18 protein-coding genes are annotated in these 18,787 nt (G+C 63.8%); 6 read left to right on the forward strand and 12 right to left on the reverse strand.

Annotated features, from left to right (window positions below; genetic code table 11):
• Positions 1 to 603 precede the first annotated feature (603 nt).
• Together LDZ28_RS03935 and LDZ28_RS03940 are read left to right on the forward strand one after the other, a co-directional pair.
• On the forward strand, positions 604 to 927 hold the full coding sequence (locus LDZ28_RS03935; RefSeq protein WP_284503767.1) for a hypothetical protein: 324 nt from the start codon (positions 604 to 606) through the stop codon (positions 925 to 927).
• A 140-nt stretch (positions 928 to 1,067) separates the two neighbouring features.
• Complete coding sequence (locus LDZ28_RS03940) at positions 1,068 to 2,033, forward strand: threo-3-hydroxy-L-aspartate ammonia-lyase (protein ID WP_244827413.1); 966 nt, start codon at positions 1,068 to 1,070, stop codon at positions 2,031 to 2,033.
• 36 nt (positions 2,034 to 2,069) lie between these two features.
• Here the strand turns inward: LDZ28_RS03940 and LDZ28_RS03945 are convergent, their stop codons facing one another.
• From LDZ28_RS03945 to LDZ28_RS03955, 3 genes are read right to left on the reverse strand one after another with little or no spacing between them, the layout of a single operon-like run.
• Positions 2,070 to 2,738: a LysE family translocator gene (locus LDZ28_RS03945; RefSeq protein ID WP_244827414.1), complete on the reverse strand. Its 669-nt coding sequence runs from the start codon at positions 2,736 to 2,738 to the stop codon at positions 2,070 to 2,072.
• A 10-nt stretch (positions 2,739 to 2,748) separates the two neighbouring features.
• Positions 2,749 to 3,741 carry an asparaginase gene (locus tag LDZ28_RS03950; RefSeq protein ID WP_244827415.1) on the reverse strand — a complete coding sequence of 331 codons (993 nt, stop codon included), beginning with the start codon at positions 3,739 to 3,741 and terminating at the stop codon, positions 2,749 to 2,751.
• A complete protein-coding gene (locus LDZ28_RS03955) occupies positions 3,738 to 5,354 on the reverse strand; it encodes a UbiD family decarboxylase (protein ID WP_244827416.1) in 1,617 nt (538 codons plus the stop codon). Before LDZ28_RS03955 ends, LDZ28_RS03950 begins: the two co-directional genes overlap by 4 nt.
• A 577-nt stretch (positions 5,355 to 5,931) precedes the next feature.
• Between LDZ28_RS03955 and LDZ28_RS03960 the strand changes: the two genes are divergently transcribed.
• Positions 5,932 to 7,098, forward strand: coding sequence for a lytic transglycosylase domain-containing protein (locus LDZ28_RS03960; RefSeq protein WP_244827417.1), 1,167 nt, complete (start codon positions 5,932 to 5,934; stop codon positions 7,096 to 7,098).
• A gap of 66 nt (positions 7,099 to 7,164) precedes the next feature.
• On the opposite strand, the gene LDZ28_RS03965 is transcribed toward LDZ28_RS03960, so the two are convergent.
• The 4 genes from LDZ28_RS03965 to ribBA are packed head-to-tail and all read right to left on the reverse strand — an operon-like array spanning position 7,165 to position 10,483.
• Positions 7,165 to 8,358 (reverse strand): pyridoxal phosphate-dependent aminotransferase, encoded by a 1,194-nt coding sequence (locus LDZ28_RS03965; RefSeq protein WP_244827418.1) that lies wholly within the window; start codon positions 8,356 to 8,358, stop codon positions 7,165 to 7,167.
• Positions 8,355 to 8,783 carry a transcription antitermination factor NusB gene (nusB, locus tag LDZ28_RS03970; RefSeq protein WP_244827419.1) on the reverse strand — a complete coding sequence of 143 codons (429 nt, stop codon included), beginning with the start codon at positions 8,781 to 8,783 and terminating at the stop codon, positions 8,355 to 8,357. The genes LDZ28_RS03965 and nusB overlap by 4 nt, the downstream gene beginning before the upstream one ends.
• Complete coding sequence (gene ribH / locus LDZ28_RS03975; RefSeq protein WP_244827420.1) at positions 8,780 to 9,283, reverse strand: 6,7-dimethyl-8-ribityllumazine synthase; 504 nt, start codon at positions 9,281 to 9,283, stop codon at positions 8,780 to 8,782. The genes nusB and ribH overlap by 4 nt, the downstream gene beginning before the upstream one ends.
• 36 nt (positions 9,284 to 9,319) lie before the next feature.
• On the reverse strand, positions 9,320 to 10,483 hold the full coding sequence (gene ribBA, locus LDZ28_RS03980) for a bifunctional 3,4-dihydroxy-2-butanone-4-phosphate synthase/GTP cyclohydrolase II (protein ID WP_244827421.1): 1,164 nt from the start codon (positions 10,481 to 10,483) through the stop codon (positions 9,320 to 9,322).
• 220 nt (positions 10,484 to 10,703) lie between these two features.
• On the opposite strand from ribBA, the gene LDZ28_RS03985 reads away from it, so the two are divergent.
• On the forward strand, positions 10,704 to 11,051 hold the full coding sequence (locus LDZ28_RS03985; protein WP_244827422.1) for a type II toxin-antitoxin system Phd/YefM family antitoxin: 348 nt from the start codon (positions 10,704 to 10,706) through the stop codon (positions 11,049 to 11,051).
• Positions 11,035 to 11,445, forward strand: a complete 411-nt coding sequence (locus LDZ28_RS03990; protein WP_244827423.1) for a hypothetical protein — start codon at positions 11,035 to 11,037, stop codon at positions 11,443 to 11,445. The genes LDZ28_RS03985 and LDZ28_RS03990 overlap by 17 nt, the downstream gene beginning before the upstream one ends.
• 35 nt (positions 11,446 to 11,480) lie before the next feature.
• Here the strand turns inward: LDZ28_RS03990 and LDZ28_RS03995 are convergent, their stop codons facing one another.
• From LDZ28_RS03995 to LDZ28_RS04010, 4 genes are all read right to left on the reverse strand, one after another.
• Positions 11,481 to 12,095, reverse strand: a complete 615-nt coding sequence (locus LDZ28_RS03995; RefSeq protein ID WP_244827424.1) for a riboflavin synthase — start codon at positions 12,093 to 12,095, stop codon at positions 11,481 to 11,483.
• A gap of 49 nt (positions 12,096 to 12,144) precedes the next feature.
• The gene (gene ribD, locus LDZ28_RS04000; RefSeq protein WP_244827425.1) at positions 12,145 to 13,266 is read right to left on the reverse strand and encodes a bifunctional diaminohydroxyphosphoribosylaminopyrimidine deaminase/5-amino-6-(5-phosphoribosylamino)uracil reductase RibD; all 1,122 of its coding nucleotides are present in this window, start codon (positions 13,264 to 13,266) and stop codon (positions 12,145 to 12,147) included.
• Between the two features lie 21 nt (positions 13,267 to 13,287).
• Complete coding sequence (gene hemL / locus LDZ28_RS04005) at positions 13,288 to 14,571, reverse strand: glutamate-1-semialdehyde 2,1-aminomutase (protein ID WP_244827426.1); 1,284 nt, start codon at positions 14,569 to 14,571, stop codon at positions 13,288 to 13,290.
• Positions 14,572 to 14,690: 119 nt separating this feature from the next.
• On the reverse strand, positions 14,691 to 15,173 hold the full coding sequence (locus LDZ28_RS04010; protein WP_244827427.1) for a hypothetical protein: 483 nt from the start codon (positions 15,171 to 15,173) through the stop codon (positions 14,691 to 14,693).
• 130 nt (positions 15,174 to 15,303) lie between these two features.
• Between LDZ28_RS04010 and LDZ28_RS04015 the strand changes: the two genes are divergently transcribed.
• On the forward strand, positions 15,304 to 16,515 hold the full coding sequence (locus tag LDZ28_RS04015) for a Bcr/CflA family multidrug efflux MFS transporter (RefSeq protein ID WP_244827428.1): 1,212 nt from the start codon (positions 15,304 to 15,306) through the stop codon (positions 16,513 to 16,515).
• Positions 16,516 to 16,592: 77 nt separating this feature from the next.
• Here LDZ28_RS04015 and LDZ28_RS04020 read toward each other — a convergent pair whose 3' ends face one another.
• The gene (locus LDZ28_RS04020) at positions 16,593 to 18,704 is read right to left on the reverse strand and encodes a prolyl oligopeptidase family protein (RefSeq protein WP_244827429.1); all 2,112 of its coding nucleotides are present in this window, start codon (positions 18,702 to 18,704) and stop codon (positions 16,593 to 16,595) included.
• Positions 18,705 to 18,787: the final 83 nt, after the last annotated feature.

Consider the following 18,787-nt stretch of genomic DNA (forward strand, 5'->3'; position numbering starts at 1 on the left):
GACAGGGCGCGAATACTAAAGAAAATACGGATCAACAGGGAAAAAGGTGGCGCGAGAAAGCGCACGGTTTTCCGTGAGGTTTAATCGCTACGTTCGGAGGTCGCTGTGAGCATTTTCTCTTATCGAAAACATTTGCGATTCTTGAGCCAGGCCCAGCGGCGTCGCTGGTGGGATCAGAAAAAGCGTCTAACGCCTCGGGTGGTCATCAGCGGGGCATACGTGCCGCCGAATGTCTCGCGCGAATTCGCTTATGTGAAGGTGGGTTGAAGCGTCGTCGCTATTCGAACTTTGTGTTGGTAAAGCCCCGCCTGATCGACTGCCCGGCGGGGTTTTTCTTTGCATTTGTAAATGTCGTTACTTGTTGGGCGGCGAAAGTCCCATCGCAGAACTCTCGCTGATCGAAAGGCACGCCGGACGGCCGACTCGCGTTGGCGAGCACGTTCAAGCCTTTCCAGAAGCGTAAGAAAACTTGCAATTTGCAACATATGGTTCCAGCGGCATTTGGCCTTTTTCGATAGATTGAAGCCATACCGTCGTTTGTCGTGCCGTACGGATCGGCAGCAGGCGGCGAGGAGAACGAAGGTGAAAAGGCCCGCTTATTGGATGGTTGCAGGGGCGCTGGGTGTCGGCATTGCCGGCGCTGCACAGGCGCATGTTTCGGTGGGTATCGGGATCGGGGTTCCCGCGTATCCGGTTTATCAGGCGCCGCCGCCGCCGGTTTATGTCGCGCCGCCCGCGCCGGTGTACGTAGCGCCGCAGCAGCCGGTGTATGTTGCGCCGCCGCCGCCCGTGGTCTATGCGCCGCCGCCTCCGGTCGTCGTCGGAAGTTATGGTTACGGCTACTACGGTCGCCCTTACTATCATCACGGCTACTACCGGGGCGGTCCCGGCTACTATCGTGGCGGTCCGGGCTACTGGCACCGCTAATCGACAATTCGGCTGTCGAATCTCCTGGCGATGCATGTCCCCAAGCGGACCTGCATCGCTTTTTTCGTTGCGGCATCGCTTTTCAGAAGCGCGTCATAACTGGGACAATGACAGCTCTCCTCACCCCTCGTCCTCGTCCCATGTCCTCACTTCCCGCACCTACCTTCGAAGACGTCGCCGATGCCGCTCGCCGCATCGAAGGCGTCGCGCATCGCACGCCGGTTCTCACGTCCACCACGGCCGACGCCATGTCGGGCGCGTCGCTCTTCTTCAAATGCGAAAACTTCCAGCGCATGGGCGCGTTCAAGTTTCGCGGCGCCTATAACGCGTTGTCCCATTTCGACGATGCCCAGCGCAAAGCCGGCGTTATCACGTACTCGTCGGGCAATCATGCGCAGGCCATCGCGTTGTCGGCGAAGCTCTCGGGCATCCGCGCGACCATCGTCATGCCCGAAGACGCGCCTGCCGCGAAGATGGCCGCGACGCGCGGCTATGGCGGCGAAGTGATCACCTACGATCGCTATACGCAGAACCGCGAGGAAATCGGCCGCGCGCTCGCAGAGGAACGCGGCATGACCCTGATCCCGCCATACGATCATCCACATGTGATCGCGGGGCAGGGCACGGCGGCAAAGGAATTGATCGAAGAAACCGGACCGCTGGATTACCTGTTCGTCTGCCTCGGCGGCGGCGGGCTGATCGGCGGATGCGCTCTCGCCGCTGCCGCGCTCAGCCCGTCGTGCAAGGTGATCGGCGTTGAGCCGGAAGCGGGCAACGACGCGCAGCAGTCACTCGCGCGCGGCGAGATCGTGCATATCGAAGTGCCGCGCACGATCGCCGATGGCGCCGCTTCCACGCATGTCGGCGAATACAACTTCCCGATCATCCAGCGTCATGTGGACAGCATCGTCACCGTGAGCGACGCCCAGTTGATCGACACGCTGCGCTTTTTCGCGCAACGCATGAAGATGGTCGTCGAGCCGACCGGCTGTCTGGCCGCCGCGGCGGTGCTGCAGAAAGTGGTGCCGGTGGAAGGCAAGCGCGTGGGTGTGATCGTGAGCGGCGGCAACGTCGATCTGGCGCGTCTGGCGGAATTCGTCGCCTGACGTGAGCTCGCTCATCGCGCGAACGTCATGCGTCGCTCAAACCGGCGCGTGCACGATCAGATCGCGGTAACCATTGACGATTACGCTGTACGCGAAATAAGCGAATAGCACGGCCGAAAGCACATGACACGCGCGCAGCAGGCTCGTGCCCGCGCGCTTGCGGCCGTGGCTCGCCAGCGTGCAGACGAAGAGCGTCCAGCCGAGTCCGCCGCAAAAGAAGCCGATCAGGAAAACGGACGCGCTCATCGCGCTGGTCGCGCCGGCCTTGGCGATCAACGCGCCGCCCACGGCCGCGAACCACAGAATCGCACTTGGCGACGACACCGCGAGCAAACAGCCACGCACGAAACTCTTCGCATGACTTTGGCGTGGCAGACGGTCGTCGGCTTCGCCTTCGACAGGCGGCGCGGATGCGGGATTCAGCGACTCGCGCGCCATCTTCCACGTGAGGAACAGAAGCACGATCGCCCCGCCGATCCACACGACCCATCGCACGGCCGCGAATTGCAGAAGCGCCGACATGCCGGCCAGCGCGAGCGCCGCGTAGAAGAGATCGCCGAAACAGGTCCCGAGGCCGAGCACGAATCCTGGTTTGAAGCCGTGCGACAGCACGAGCGAAATGATCGCGACATTGGCAATGCCAATATCCAGACACAGCGACAACGACAAAAAGAAGCCGTCGGACAGCAGGGACCACGAGTGCATCGTCTTTTTTTTAGTGATCGCGTAGCGCGAAGTGGATGTCGAGGCGGCCGGTCGGTACGCCGACCGTGTTGCGCATTGGCGGGTGGCGAAAGCGTGCGAGCGCGCCAAGCTGCTCGTCCGTGCCTATGCCAAGCCGTTCGAGTACATGCACGACGACCGCGTTGAGCACGCCGGTGTTGCCGTCTTCCACCTTCACCGCGATGCCGAGTGTGCCTTCGGGGCGCCGCACGCCAATGGCGTAGCACGCGTCCGCGCCGGTCTTGCCGACGAGCGTGCCGCCGAAGGTTTGCATCAGCAGCGTACAGAAGCGGCCTTCGCCGGCGACGAGTTCGGGATGCGCCGTCATCGCCTTATAGATACGCGCGAGCGGCGTACCGTCCGGCGCATCGGCGATCTTTGCGAAGAGCCGCGCGAGGCAATCGAGCGGGAAGGCGGGCGTTGGCAGATTGCAGCCGTCGATGGCCCATTGCACTTCGTCGTCGGCGAGATCAACGACGCGCGCCATCGTCCGCTTGACCCACGCCTGCAGCGGATGCGCGGGCAGATGATAACCGTCGAGCGGCGCATTCATGGCGCGCGCGCCGGCCAGCATGCCGGCGTGCTTGCCGGAACAATTGCTGCACACGGGCGTCGGCGTGAAATCGCGTTTGATCCAGTCGCGGAAGACGGCATCCGAAATGGGCGGATGGCCGCCGCAGCGAAGATCGGCTTCGCTTGCTTCGGCTTTCGCGAGCATCGCCCGCGCGCGCTCGATATGACGCGGCTCGCTGTTATGCGACGCGCACATCAGCGCCAGATCTTCTTCGCTGAAGCCGAAGCGTTCGAGCGCGCCGGTTTCGAGCACGGCCAACGCCTGCGCGGGTTTCGCCGCCGAGCGCGGCAAGGTCACGCGATATGGATCGCCGAACGAATGCAGCACGCGCCCGGATGCATCGACCACCGCGACATGCGCCGCATGCGTGTTCTCGATGACATCGCCACGAAAAACCGTCGCCCCGATCATGCTTTTATCGCCGATGGCGACGTGTCGAGGCCGAGTTCGCTCCACAACGTATCGACGCGGCGCTTGACGGCTTCGTCCATGACAATCGGGCGGCCCCATTCGCGCGTGGTCTCGCCGGGCCATTTGTTGGTCGCGTCGAGTCCCATCTTCGAGCCGAGCCCCGCCACGGGCGACGCGAAGTCGAGATAGTCGATCGGCGTGTTGTCCACGAGCACGGTATCGCGCACGGGATCCACTCGCGTCGTGATCGCCCAGATGACTTCCTTCCAGTCGCGCACGTTCACGTCTTCATCGACCACGACGATGAACTTCGTGTACATGAACTGCCGCAGGAAACTCCATACGCCGAACATCACGCGCTTGGCGTGGCCGGGATAGCTCTTCTTCATCTGCACGATGGCCATGCGATAACTGCAGCCTTCTGGCGGCAGATAGAAGTCCGTGATCTCGGTGAACTGCTTCTGGAGGAGCGGCACGAAGACTTCGTTGAGCGCGACGCCGAGCACGGCCGGTTCGTCGGGCGGCTTGCCGGTATAGGTCGAATGGAAGAGGGCGTCGCGCCGCATGGTGATCTTTTCGACGGTGAAGACCGGGAACCACTCCTGTTCGTTGTAGTAGCCGGTGTGATCGCCGTATGGACCTTCGAGCGCGTGTTCGTATTTCGCGGATGCCCCCGCGGACGGACGCGGCGGCGCGCCCGCGGGCGCAGGCGGCGGCACGCCGTCTTGCGGATGGATGAAGCCTTCGAGCACGATCTCCGCGCGCGCCGGTACTTGCAGCGTGTCGACGCCAGGCGTCAGGCACTTCGCCAGTTCAGTGCGCGAGCCGCGCAGCAGCCCCGCGAACTGATACTCGGACAACGAATCGGGCACCGGCGTGACGGCGCCGAGGATCGTCGCGGGATCGGCGCCTAGCACGACCGCCACGGGATACGGCTTGCCGGGATTGGCGAGCGCGAATTCGCGAAAGTCGAGCGCGCCGCCGCGATGAGCGAGCCATCGCATGATGAGTTTGTTGCGTCCGATCAGCTGTTGCCGATAAATGCCGAGATTCTGCCGCGACTTGTTGGGGCCGCGCGTGACGGTGAGGCCCCAGGTGAGCAGCGGGCCGGCGTCGCCGGGCCAGCAGGTTTGGATCGGCAAGCGCGCGAGATCGACATCGTTGCCTTCCCAAACTATTTCCTGGCAAGGCGGCGAATTCACCGATTTCGGCGCCATGTCCCAAACGGCCTTGGCAAGCGACAACAGCTTGCCCGCGTCCTTCAAACCCTTGGGCGGCTCGGGCTCCTTGAGCGCCGAGAGCAGCCGGCCGACATCGCGCAGCGAGCCGAGCGCGGCGGTGTCGCTGCCGAGGGCCGTATCGTTGCCGCTCTGCGCTTGCGTTTCGATACCCATGCCGAGCGCCACCCGGCGCGTCGTGCCGAAGAGGTTCGCAAGCACGGGCATGGAATGTCCCATTGGCGTTTCGAACAACAGGGCAGGGCCGCCCGCGCGCAATACGCGATCGGAAATTTCGGTGATTTCGAGAACGGGGGAAACGGGCTGCCGAACACGGCGCAGTTCACCTAGCGCTTCGAGGCGGGCGGTGAAGTCGCGCAGATCTTTGTATTTCATCGATGATCAGAAAGGGACTCGAGGACGGCCCAGAAGGGCGGAACGGCTGCGCGCCAGACGATTGTCGATTTTACATGCGCTCGCGTCGGTGCGTTCGGAGACATTCAGCAAATTCCGCTTCCAATGCCCCAACTGGCGCGGTTTTCGGCAACTGAACACTGTTCGTTATTACTGTAAGTAATTGAAACGGAAGTCTATAGCATTGACGGATGATTAAAGCCTGCTAGAATCCTTTGCCATCCTTTGCGGGCTTTGAAACTTTTTACCGCTGCCTCAGGTCTTTCAGACGCACATGCGTCGCCTGCGCCGAACCTGCCCGGCGATTCATGGCTGTTGGTTGTCACGGCCGGCGTTACAAGCGCCGGTTTTTCGCGTGGAAAGCCTCTGCGCATTCATGGCATGCAGTTCGTGCCGCGCACTCCGGTCAACTTTTTTACCGGCGGCTTTCCAGACGGCTCCATGCCGTTTCCCCGATGCCGTTTGTGCTTGCCGAGAGCGAGCGGTGTCTGATTTACGCATTGAATTCGCGTTTTATTCGTATTCATCTGCGTTAAATCAAGCAACATTGGGAGCATAGATGAACGCTTCGGTTTTCTGGGGTTCCGACACCCGCGCAGCGCAGATCGTGCGCATTGCGCTGCGTCGTGGACGCCGTTTGAGTCAGCATCTCTTCAGCCTCGTCGGCGGCGCCGCCGTCATCACGGCTTTCGCACTTTGGCTCCTGCCATCCTGGCGTACGACCTTCGCCGCACGAATCATGCCGTTCGTTTCGGCGGCCGTGCAGGCCGGTCCGGCTCGTTTGCTCGCGGGGCAGCCGCTGCCGCCGTTCACGGCGGTGCATCGGCCGCCGGTCGAGTCGAATCTGGCTGTCAATCTCGTGTCGAAGGCACGGGCCGCGGATGCGCGCGAAGTGCCCGCAACCGCCGCTCCGTCGCTCGGCGCCGCGACCTACGACGACGCCAGCGCCCGCCAGCTTACGGGCGGCATCAGCCTCGCCGTATCGCCTAACGGGCTCGATCCGCGCACCATGCCCTCCGTCGGCATGCTCGCGAGTCTGATTCCCGCCCAACGCGTCGTCGCCGATGCCCGCGACGACCGCGTCCTCATCTCGACGCGTGAGCAGCAACTCGTCGCCAGCTTCATCGCGCGGCGATATCGCGTGGCGCAGGACCCGGTCAGCGAGCTCGTGCGCGCGGCCTTCGATACCGGCCGCGAAGTGGGCCTCGATCCGTTGCTGTTGCTTTCGGTAATGGCGATCGAGTCCGGCTTCAATCCGTATGCCGAAAGCGGCGTGGGCGCGCAGGGTCTGATGCAGGTGATGTCGAAGGTTCATTCCGACAAATTCCAGTACTTCGGCGGTTCGCACGCGGCGCTCGATCCGCTCGCAAATATCAAGGTCGGGGCGCTGGTGCTGAAGGACTGTATCGCGCGTGGTGGTTCGGTCGCGGGCGGTCTGCGTTATTACGTGGGTTCGTCGACGCAGGACGACGGCGGGTACGGCGCGAAGGTGCTGGCCGAGCGTTCGCGTCTGCGCGATGTCGCGCGTGGCCGCAATGTGCCGATCAACTCGCCGCAAGCGCCCGTGCAGGCGGCGCCGAAGCAGGTTCTCGCTTCTACGTCGGCCGCCACGGCGGATGGCAGCAAGCGCGTGCATGCGACCATCGACAATCAGAAGAAAGCGGAATCGCAGGACGAAACCGATAGTGAAGCGAAGCATGTTGCTTCGGCCGAGTTCGGCGCCTGAGTTTTTTTGGTCGAGTCGTAAAAAAGGGCACCCTCGGGTGCCCTTTTGCTTTTCTTCGCTGCAAATTTATCGGCTGAAAAGCGAGCCCAGGCGATGAACCGCTTCCTCCAGCTTTGCGTACGCCGTCGCGTATGAAACCCGGATATAGCGCTCCGGCGCATGAAAGCCGAAATCGGCGCCTGGTACGAGCACGACGCCTGCATCGTGAAGCATCGATTGCGTGAGCGCGCCACTGTGGCCGGCTGCGGGGTGCGCGACGCTCATCGTGTCCGCATAGACGTAGAAGGCGCCGTCGGGCGTGACCGGCACGCCAAAGCCCAGCGAACGCAACGCCGGCACGATGTAATCGCGCCGGCGCTTGAATTCGAGGCGGCGCGCTTCGTAGATCGCGATTGTCTCCGGCTCGAAGCAGGCGAGCGCCGCGTGCTGCGCCAGCGCCGATGCGCAGATGAAAAGATTCTGCGAGAGCTTCTCGACTGCCGGAACCATTGCGTGCGGCACGACCAGCCAGCCGAGCCGCCAGCCGGTCATGCTGAAATACTTCGAAAAGCTGTTTACGGTAACGACATCGTCGCCGAAGGAGAGCGCCGAGATGGGCTTCGCGTCGTAGCTCAAGCCCTGATAGATCTCGTCGACGATCGTGAAGCCGCCGCGCGCGCGCACCGCATTCACGATGCGCTTCAGTTCATCCGGCGCGATGGACGTGCCCGTCGGGTTCGACGGCGACGCCAGCAATACGCCGCGCGTTTGCGGCCGCCAGTATTCCTCGACGTGAGCCGCCGTCAACTGAAAGCGCTCGGCCGGACCGCTTGGGATCAGCACGGGCTTGCCGTCCGCCGCCGACACGAAATGCCGGTTGCACGGATAGCACGGGTCGGGCATCAGCACTTCGTCGCCGTGATCGACGAGCGTCATGCACGCGAGCAACAGCGCCGCCGATGCACCCGCCGTCACCACGATGCGCTGCGGGTCGACCGTGAGGCCGAACGCATCGCGATAGTGCTGCGAGATCGCCTCGCGCAACGCGGTCACGCCGAGCGCATTCGTGTATTGCGTGACGCCGCGCTGCAAGGCATCCGCGGCGGCGCGCGTGACCGGTTCGGGCGCCGTGAAATCCGGCTCGCCGATACCCATATGGATGATGTCGCGCCCCGCGCGTTCCAGCGCCTGCGCGTCCTTCATCAACTCCATCACGTAGAACGGCTCGATCGCGTCGACCCGTGACGCAAGCCGCACCAGCGGATCGGTGGCGGTGTTCATCTGCGCGCCTGCGCCTCGGTCGGACGCAAGGCGACCGCGAGCTTGTCGAGCACGCCGTTCACGTACTTGTAGCCATCCGAACCGCCGAACGTCTTGGTCAGCTCGACCGCCTCGTTAATCACCACGCGATACGGAATGTCCAGGTGATGCTTGAATTCGAACGCGGCGACCAGCAGAACCGCGCGCTCCACCGGCGACAGTTGCTCGATCGGCCGGTCGAGACACGGCTGCAACTGCTCGGAGAGCACGTCGGCTTCCTTGATCACGCCGTGCAGAATGGCATCCAGATGCTCATGGTCGGCCTTGTCGAAGCCCTGCGCATTGCGCAACTGCGCGTCGATCTCGCCGCCGGGCGCACCCGACAGCAGCCATTGATAAAGCCCTTGCGTCGCGAGTTCACGCGAGCGGCGTCGAGCGCTCTTCATGCGCGGTCCTCGTCTTCGTCTTCTTCGTCGTCGCCGCCGAGCTGTTCCAGCGCGACGGAAAGATTCGCCATTTCAACTGCCACGCGTGCCGCATCGCGGCCTTTTTCCGTCATGCGCGCGACGGCTTGTTCGTCGTTTTCGGTCGTCAGCACGGCGTTCGCCACCGGCACGCCGAAGTCGAGCGCAATGCGCGAAATGCCCGAGCCGCTTTCGTTCGAAACCAGTTCGAAGTGATACGTCTCGCCGCGCACCACGGCGCCGAGCGCGATCAGCGCGTCGAACTGGCCGGATTCCGCGAGTTTTTGCAGCGCCAGCGGAATTTCGAGCGCGCCCGGCACGGTGACGAGCAGCACGTCTTCGCCGATCACGCCGAGGCGTTCCAGCTCTTCGATGCATGCATCGGCAAGGCCATTGCACACGGGTTCGTTGAAGCGCGACTGCACGATGCCGATGCGCAGACCGTCACCGTCGAGATTCGGCTGGTATTGTCCGATTTCCATGAATGAGTTCCGTTGGTTTGGAATGAGTTGATGCGTTCAGGCAGAGCGCAGATGCGAGACCGGCGTGTCCGCGGGCGCAGCGGTCGCGGGGCAGCCGGGCATGGCGATGAAGCCGGTCACTTCGAGCCCGTAGCCCGACATGCTGCCGAGCTTGCGCGGATTCGCGAGCACCTGCATCTTGCCGACGCCCAGGTCGCGCAAGATCTGCGCGCCGATGCCATAAGTCTTGAAGTCGATGGGACGGCGCTTCAGTTCGAGCGCCTTGTCCTTCTCGTCGAACGCGCGAAACACGTCCACGAGTTGTTCCTTGGTGTCGCCGCAGTTGAGCATGACGATGGCGCCGAGATCGCGCGCGGCGATTTCCTTCATGGCCGCGTCGATGGTCCATGAATGCGTGGAGGAATCGATCTCGAGCAAGTCGAGCACCGAAAGCGGCTCGTGCACACGCACCGGCGTTTCGCGGTCGGGCGAGGGCGTGCCGCGCACGAGCGCGATATGCGGCGAACGCGTCGGCTCGTCACGATACAGCACCGCGCGAAACGAACCGTGAGCGGTCTGCATGATGCGCTCGCCGACCTTTTCGATGATGGATTCCGTCCGGCTGCGATAGTGGATCAGGTCGGCGATGGTGCCGATCTTGAGCCCGTGCTGATCCGCGAATTCCATGAGGTCGGGCAGGCGCGCCATCTCGCCGTCGTCCTTGATGATTTCGCAGATGACGGATGCGGGCGTGAGGCCCGCTAGCGCGGTCAGATCGCAGCCGGCTTCCGTGTGGCCGGCACGCACGAGCACGCCGCCTGGCTGCGCCATGATCGGGAACACGTGGCCCGGCTGCACGATGTGCTCGGCGCGCGCGTCGTGCGCGACCGCCGCCGCGACCGTGCGCGCGCGGTCGGAAGCCGAAATGCCGGTGGTCACGCCTTCGGCCGCCTCGATGCTGACCGTGAACGCGGTGCCGTACTGCGTGCCGTTGCGGTGGGTCATGAGTGGCAAATTCAGTTGCTTGCAGCGCTCTTGCGTGAGCGTGAGGCAGATCAGGCCGCGACCGTGCTTCGCCATGAAATTGATCGCTTCCGGCGTGACGAAATCGGCTGCGACGAGGAGGTCGCCTTCGTTTTCGCGGTCTTCCTCGTCGACGAGGATCACCATCCGCCCGGCTTTCAGTTCAGCGATGATCTCTGGAGTGGTGGCGATCGGCATGATGGCGTCCCGAAGGGGTCCGGATTGGGAAAGGGCGTATTTTACGCCACCGATGATGGACAGTCGGTGAAATCGCGGCGTCGCCTGCACAGGCGATTTTTCCTATTCCTTCCGGACGACTGGCGCGGCCTCATGCGGCCTGAGATGATACGAATTCCTTATCCTTTGCGAGTGTGAATTCTGTACCATGTTGAGTACGTTAAATAGCACGGAGCCTAAAATGGCTTTTACCCCCAAAGACGTCATCTCCCTTTCGCAGGCGCGTGCGAATTTGTCGGAGCTCATTGACGAAGTGCAGAAGGGCACGGACAAGATCATCACGAAGAACGGCGAAGCTAGCGTCGCGTTGATCAGCACGGAGAAGCTGGAGCACTACTATCGCGCGGAGCGGGCGCGGATTCATTTGCTGTTGCTGGAGGACGCCAAGGAAGCGATCGCGGCGTGGAAGGCAGGGGAGCCGACGGAGGATGCGGGCGAGTATTTCGCACGCACTCGGGCGCGCTTGCGCGCGGAGCGCGAGGAACGCGAAAGAAAAGCGCAGGAAGGGGGCAATGCCGATGCCGAATGATGGACGCAGGCGTGCGACGGTCCGCATCTCGAGCAAATTCAAGACTCGAATCGCGGATATCGAACGCTACTGGATTCGTTTGGACCTGCCTGAGAGCTTCGAGCGAATGTTCGAAGCGCTGGAGACAAAGGCAAAGCCTCTGCTCGAGCGCTTTCCGGCAATTGGCCGAGTCTTCCTCAACACCGACCCCGATACCTATCAGGCAATACTGGCCTGCGAAGAACTTATCGAAGAAACCGAGGAAGCCAAGAAGCGCGCCGAACTACGCGAACACGTGTTCGAAGACTACGTGCTTCTGTACCTTCTGATTGGCGACACGGTGCTGCTCACGTCCATTCGCCACACCAAGGAAGTCTCCTTCGACTTCGATCACATCTGGGGCCCCGAGCGCTGAGCCGCGCCGCGCCAAAGCTCCAAGACCGGAAAGCATCACGACGCGTTCATCATCCGCTCGACATAGCGCGCGATCAGGTCGATCTCCAAATTGACCTTCACGCCCGGCTTGAGCGCTTTGAGCGTCGTGACTTCGACGGTATGCGGAATGAGGTTGATGGAGAATTCGCAGCCATCGGCGCGGTCGCTGACCGAGTTGACCGTGAGGCTCACGCCATTTACCGTAACCGAACCCTTGTAGGCCAGGTACTTGCCGATCTCCTTCGGCGCGACGACGCGCAATTCGTGCGATTCGCCCACGCGTTCGAAACGCGACACTTCGCCAAGGCCATCCACATGGCCCGAGACCAAGTGGCCGCCCAGCCGGTCATGCGCGCGCAACGCCTTTTCCAGATTCACTTCGTCGCCCGCGTGGCCGAGTCCGACCGTCTTGTTGAGGCTTTCGCGCGAGACATCGACATCGAAGGCATTCGCGGTCTTTTCGATGACCGTCATGCACGCGCCCTGAATGGCGATGCTGTCGCCCAGTTCGACATCCGCGAGATCGAGACCGCCTGCCGTGACCGTCAGGCGCACGCCCGCTTCCGGCTCCGCGCCAAGCGGCGTGACTTGGTCGATACGGCCTACCGCGCTGACAATTCCTGTGAACATCGACTGCTTCCTTTAACTTGACGAGCTGACTTGGCCGGACCCACGCGGATCAGCACGCGTCGGTGGTGACATTTGCCTCGGCGAAACGCGCAAGAATGCGCAAGTCGTCGCCGAGCCGGTCTATACGATGAAACTTGAGATGCGCGCGCGCATCCAGCGTGGCGGGCGGCGCGAAGTCGAACATGCCGGGCGCGCTGCCGAGAAGGCTTGGCGCGAGATACACCAGCAGTTCATCGACACAGCCTTCGCGCAATAGCGAGCCATTGAGCTTGTGCCCGGCTTCGACGTGCAATTCGTTGATGCCGCGATCCGCAAGCGCGATGAGCACGGCGGGCAGATCGACCTTGCCCTGTTCGTTGGGCAGTTCGATCAGCTCCGCGCCCTTCGCACGCAACGCCGCGACGCGCGCGGGATCGGCGTTGGCCGAATGGAAGATCCACGCTGGCGGGCCTTCCAGCATGCGTGCATCGAGCGGCACGTCCAGACGGCTGTCGATCAGAACGCGCTGCGGCTGGCGCGGCGTTTCGACCGCGCGCACGGTCAGTTGCGGGTTGTCCTCGCGCACCGTGCCTATGCCCGTGAGGATGGCGCAGGCGCGTGCGCGCCATGCGTGGCCGTCGGCACGCGCGTCCTCACCCGTGATCCACTGGCTTTCGCCCGAGGGCAAACCCGTGCGGCCATCGAGCGTCGCGGCCACTTTCATGCGCACCCACGGCCGCCGCCGCGTCATGCGCGACACGAAGCCGATGTTCATCTCGTGCGCCTCGTGCGCGAGCAGACCGCAGCGCACGTCGATGCCCGCATCGCGCAACATCACGAGACCGCGCCCGGAGACGGTCGGGTTCGGATCTTCCATCGCGGCGATCACTTTTTCCACGCGCGCGTCGATGAGCGCCTGCGCGCACGGCGGCGTGCGCCCGAAATGGCTGCACGGTTCGAGCGTGACGTAAGCGGTTGCGCCACGCGGGTCCTTGCCGCGCGAACGCGCGTCCTTGAGCGCGCGGACTTCGGCGTGATCCAGACCGGCCGGTTGCGTGAAGCCCGTGCCGATCACTTCGCCGTTCTTGACCAGCACGCAGCCGACGCGCGGATTGGGCGTTGTCGTGTACATGCCGCGCGAGGCGAGCGCGAGCGCGCGCTCCATGTGCGTGAAGTCGGTTTGCGAAAACATCGCGGTCGCCGCGCCCGAGGTTTAAGCCGCGAGCGACGCGAATGCGCCGCGCGCCGCTTCGAGGGTTGCGTCGATCACGGCGTCGTCGTGCGCGCTGGAGACGAAACCGGCTTCGAATGCCGATGGCGCGAAGTACACGCCGGCATCGAGCATGGCGTGGAAGAACGCGTTGAAGCGCCGCGTGTCGCCCTGCGTGACTTCGGCAAAGCTCACCGGCACCTGCTCGGCGAAGTAAAGGCCGAACATGCCGCCGATGGAGTCGGCCGAGAAGGACACCTTGGCATCGCGCGCGGCGGCGCTCAGGCCATCGACGAGCTTGCGCGTCTGCTTCGCGAGGTCGTCGTAGAAGCCGGGGCGCTGGATCAGCTGCAAGGTCTTGAGCCCGGCCGCGACCGCGATGGGATTGCCGGACAGCGTGCCTGCCTGATACACACCGCCGAGCGGCGCGAGATGCGCCATGATGTCCCGGCGTCCGCCGAAGGCCGCGGCCGGCATGCCGCCGCCGATCACCTTGCCGAGGCAGGTCAGGTCGGGCTTGATGCCATAGACCTGCTGCGCGCCGCCGAGCGCGACGCGAAAGCCGCACATCACTTCGTCGAAAATCAGGACCGAGCCGTACTCGTCGCAACGCGCGCGCAGTGCGTTCAGGAACTCGGGCGTCGCGCGCACGAGATTCATGTTGCCCGCGACCGGCTCCACGATCACCGAGGCGATCTCCGCGCCGAACGCCGCGAAGGCTTCGTTCAGTTGCTCGACGTTGTTGTACTCGAGCACGGTGGTGTGCTTCGCGATATCCGCGGGCACGCCCGCCGAAGTCGGATTGCCGAACGTGAGCAGGCCCGAACCCGCCTTCACGAGCAAACTGTCCGCGTGACCGTGATAGCAACCCTCGAACTTGACGATGCGGCTGCGGTCCGTGAAGCCGCGCGCGAGACGCAGCGCGCTCATGGTCGCTTCGGTGCCGCTCGACACCATGCGCACCTGTTCGATCGACGGCACGAGCTTGCAGATTTCCTCGGCGATCTCGATTTCCGCCTCGGTCGGCGCGCCGAAGGAGAAGCCGTGGGCGAGCACGCGCTGCACGGCGTCGAGCACTTCGGGATGCACGTGGCCGAGAATCATCGGGCCCCACGAGCCGATGTAGTCGATATAGCGCTTGCCCTCGGCGTCCCAGAAGTACGGGCCTTCCGCGCGCTCGATGAAGCGCGGCGTGCCGCCGACCGAGCGGAACGCGCGCACCGGCGAATTCACGCCGCCGGGAATGGTTTGCTGAGCGCGTTCGAAGAGGGCTTGATTCTTGGACATGGATGAGGCCTGCACGGTTGTGGATGCGAAATACGCAACGGACTGGACGCTCCGCTCAAAGCGGCAAAAGCGCGGCGCACGGTTGATGCCGACGCGCGGTCCGGTGCGAAAAACATGCTTCAAATTGTACCGGAGTCGTCATATTCGAGCGGGTTCGGCCGCCCGCGTCGCCCGGTGCGCGCAGTCCACAGCTTTTCGAGCGCGCCTTCCGCCATCGGCTTGATGATCGTGCCGGAACTCTGCGCGTCCCACGTCTGCACGGAAAGCGGATGCGCGCGCAGTTCGTCGCGCGTGACGACGACTTGCTCGTTCGCATCGACGAGCCAGTCGTACACGAAATCGATGCACAGCCGGTATCCGCGCTTCGAGTGCGCATCCGGCACTTCGTAAGGCGCGCGCGTCACATAGCCCGATGCGAACACGCCCTTCGGCTGCTGCGTCACGCGATGCACGAACACGCGGTCACCCGGCAAGAGGCCGCGCGCGGTGCCGCAGCCCCAGACGTCGGCGACGGCTTCGCCTGCGGCCACGCGTCGCGCACAGTCGGGCAGTTCGGGCCACGGCCATTTCTTCGGGCTCCAGATCAGGAGAAACGCGGTCATGGGTCTGACGAGAATTAGTGGATGGCTCAAAGCCGGAGCTTAGCGGATCGACGCGTACAATGGCCTCGCCCGGCGCCGATGCAGCACGCGCGCGGCATCCGCTCTGCACCCTTCGTCTTTTCCGAGTCCAATGCCTGACACCACTGCCCGCCGGCCCGATGGCCGGCTGATTCTGTTGCTCGGCGCGCTCGCCGCCTGCGGTCCCTTGTCGATCGACATGTATCTGCCGAGTCTGCCGTCGCTCGCCGCCGCGTTCGGCACGACGCCTGCCGCCGCGCAAAGCACGCTCACGAGTTTCATGTTCGGCTTCTCGTTCGGCATGTTGCTCTATGGCCCGCTTTCCGACGCCTATGGCCGCCGGCCGGTGTTGCTCGGCGGCATCGCGCTGTACGCGCTTGCGAGCGTCGCGTGCGCGGTGGCGTGGTCCATCGACGCCCTCGTTTTCGTGCGCTTCCTGCAGGCGCTCGGTGCGGGCGCGGCTTCCGTGCTCGCGCGCGCCATCGCCCGCGATGCCCACGCGCCCGCCGATGCCGCCCGCGTGCTGTCGATGCTGTCCATCGTTACGTCCATTGGTCCGCTGCTCGCGCCGTTGATCGGCGGGCAATTGCTGCTGTTGGGCGGTTGGCGCGTGGTCTTTGCCGCGCTCACGCTCTTCGGCGTGGCGTGCTCCATCACCGCTTTTCTGCGCGTACCCGAAACCTGGCCGAAGGAAAAGCGCGCGGGCTCCGCGCTCGGCGCTTCGTTCGCGGCTTACGGGCACTTGTTGCGCGACCCCGTCACCTGGGGCCACATGATGTGCGGCGGCATGGCGTTCGCGTCGATGTTCGCGTATATCACGGCGACGCCCTTCGTCTACATCGACTATTTCCATGTGAAGCCGCAGTATTACGGGCTGCTGTTCGGGCTGAATATCGTCGGCATCATTGGCGGGAACGTGTTGAATACGAAGCTCGTCGGCCGCCTCGGCGCGATGAAGATGATCTCCGGCGCGGCCTTCGTCAGCGTGATCGCGGCGCTTGCCGTCGCGCTCGTTTCGCTGACGGGTTGGGGCGGGCTGTGGTCGATCGTCGTGTGTCTGTTCTTCGTGGTCGGCGTGGTTGGCCTGCTCGCGGCGAACTGCACGACGGAACTGATGCACCGCTATCCGCGCAACGCGGGCGCGGCCGCCGCTGTCTTCGGTGCGATGCAGCTTGCGCTCGGCGCGCTATCGAGTCTTGCGGTCGGGTTGTTCCACGATGTGTCGCCGCATGGCATGGGCATCGTGATCGGGGTTTGCGGCGTGCTGACTTTTCACGGGCGTACGTTGGTGCTTCGTTCGCATGCCGCGCCGGTCAAGGTTTGAGGCGCGTTGCGCGATTAAAAAACCTCGCCGCCTGGCGAGGTTTTCGGACTTCGTTCGCGCGTCAACGGTTCGACTTATCACCCGAGCGGCCCAAGCTTCACCGCCAGGAACGTAAATGCCGCCGCTTCCGCCTGCGCCACGGCTTCCGGCTCCACGCCCGCGCCGTGTCCGCCTTCGCCGGTTTCCTGATACCAGACGTTTTCGTGCCCTTGCGCCTGCATCTTCGCGGCCATCTTGCGCGCGTGACCGGGATGCACGCGGTCGTCCGCCGTCGATGACGTAAACAACGACGCCGGATAATCGACATCCGCCTTCACGTTCTGATACGGCGAATACGCCAGCAGATGACGCAGGTCGTCGGCATCGTCGGGATCGCCGTATTCGTCGATCCACGATGCGCCTTGCAGCAGCAAATGAAAACGCCCCATGTCGAGCAGCGGCACTTCCGACAGCACCGCGCCGAAAAGCTCGGGCCGCTGCACCATGCACGCGCCGGTGAGCAAACCGCCGTTACTGCCGCCGCGAATGCCGAGCTGCCTGGCCGTGGTCACGCCGCTCGCGATCAGCGCTTTAGCCACCGCGATGAAGTCGTCGAACGAGACTTGCCGCTTTTCGCGCAGCGCCGCCTGATGCCATTGCGGCCCGAACTCGCCGCCGCCGCGAATGTTCGCGATGGCCAACAGCCCGCCGCGCGCGAGCCACGCAATGCCAGTGGTCGAATCGTAATGCGGATCGAGCGCGACTTCGAAGCCGCCATAGCCGTAGAGCAGGCAAGGCCGCGCATCGGTCGACACATCCGCGCCACGACCGATCAGCCAGTACGGAATGCGCTCGCCATCTTTCGCGATCGCGTGATGACGCACCGCCGACATGCCGCTCGCGTCGAACTGCGCGGGCAAACGTGCGAGCAGTTGCCAGGGCGAGTCGCTCGCAAGATCCGCGAAGTAGAGCGACGGCGGCATCAGAAAATGCTCGACGTGAATGAGCACCGTGTCGTCGCGTTCGCTGTCGATGGAATCGACGTAAGACTGGCTCGCTTCGGGCAGCGCGAAATCGCGCGCGTTCCACGCCGTCTTGTGATCGGCGGGCGGCGCGAGGAGCGTGACGCGCGGCGTGCCGTCGTCCATTTGGCTTGCGATCAGCCAATGCTTCGTGAAGTCGATGCCCGCAAGCACGCGCCTGTCCGATGGCTTGAACAGCACCGTGAAATCGCGCGCGCCTTCGAGAAACGCGTCACGGCGGATGACGAGCAAGGTCCCGCCTTCGTGACGCACGCCGCCCGTCTTCCACACTTCGCGCGGCGTGACGAACAGCCAGCCGTTCCAGTGCTCGACTTCGACGTGCGTCGGCAGATCGTATTGACGCCACGCGTTGGCGGTTTCATCGAGCCAGAAGTGCAGCGTGTCGTAGAACGTGACCGCGCGCGAGGCGAGATGCAGCTTTTCGAGCGGATCGTAATCCGCGCCCGCCGAGACATCGCGACGCTGGCCCTCGAACACCACGGGTGCATCCGCGAGCGGCGTGCCGCGCTTCCAGCGACGCGCCTGGCGCGGAAAACCCGATGTCGTCAACGCGGGTTTCTTGTTGTGCTTGCTGTCGTCCCAGCCGACGTAGCAGGTATCGCGATCGATCCACGAAATGTCGTGCTTGCCGACATCCGGCAGCACGAAGCCATCGTCGATAAAGCTGCGTGCTTCGATATCGAACTCGCGGACCATGCACGCGTCCGAGCCGCCGGGCGACAAGCTGACGAGCGCGCGATCGTAAGTCGGGTAGAGCATGTCGAAGTCGGCGAGCGCCCAGCGCGTGTCGTCGGTTTCGTCGGTATTGAGATCGAGCGCGTCGACGTCGAGGATGATCTGCCACTCGGGCGTGCCCGCGAGCCACGCGCTCCACGGCGTGCGCCGCACGATGCCAAGCGGATGCGCTTCGTCCTGCCACGTGTTGTAGCCCCACTCGCCATAGCGCGAGCATGTGACGATGCGGTCCTTCGAGGTGTACGACTTTTCGAGCTGCGAGGCGAGGGCGCGCGCCTCGGGCGTGTTGCCGAATGCGGCTTCGGTGCGGCGGTTCTGGGCATCGACCCAGATTTGCACCTTGGGATCGTCGAGCGATTCGAGGCCGATGAACGGATCGGATTGCTGACCCGAAGGCCAGGCGAGAGCGGGTTGCGACGAAAGCAGACTCATGTACGGTGCAGAGAGGTTTTCATATGCCGATTGTGCCTGCTTCTGGCATCGCCCATGGAAATCGGGCTGAAAATCAGCAAAAA

This window comes from Caballeronia sp. TF1N1 (assembly GCF_022878925.1).
Taxonomy (GTDB): Bacteria; Pseudomonadota; Gammaproteobacteria; order Burkholderiales; family Burkholderiaceae; genus Caballeronia.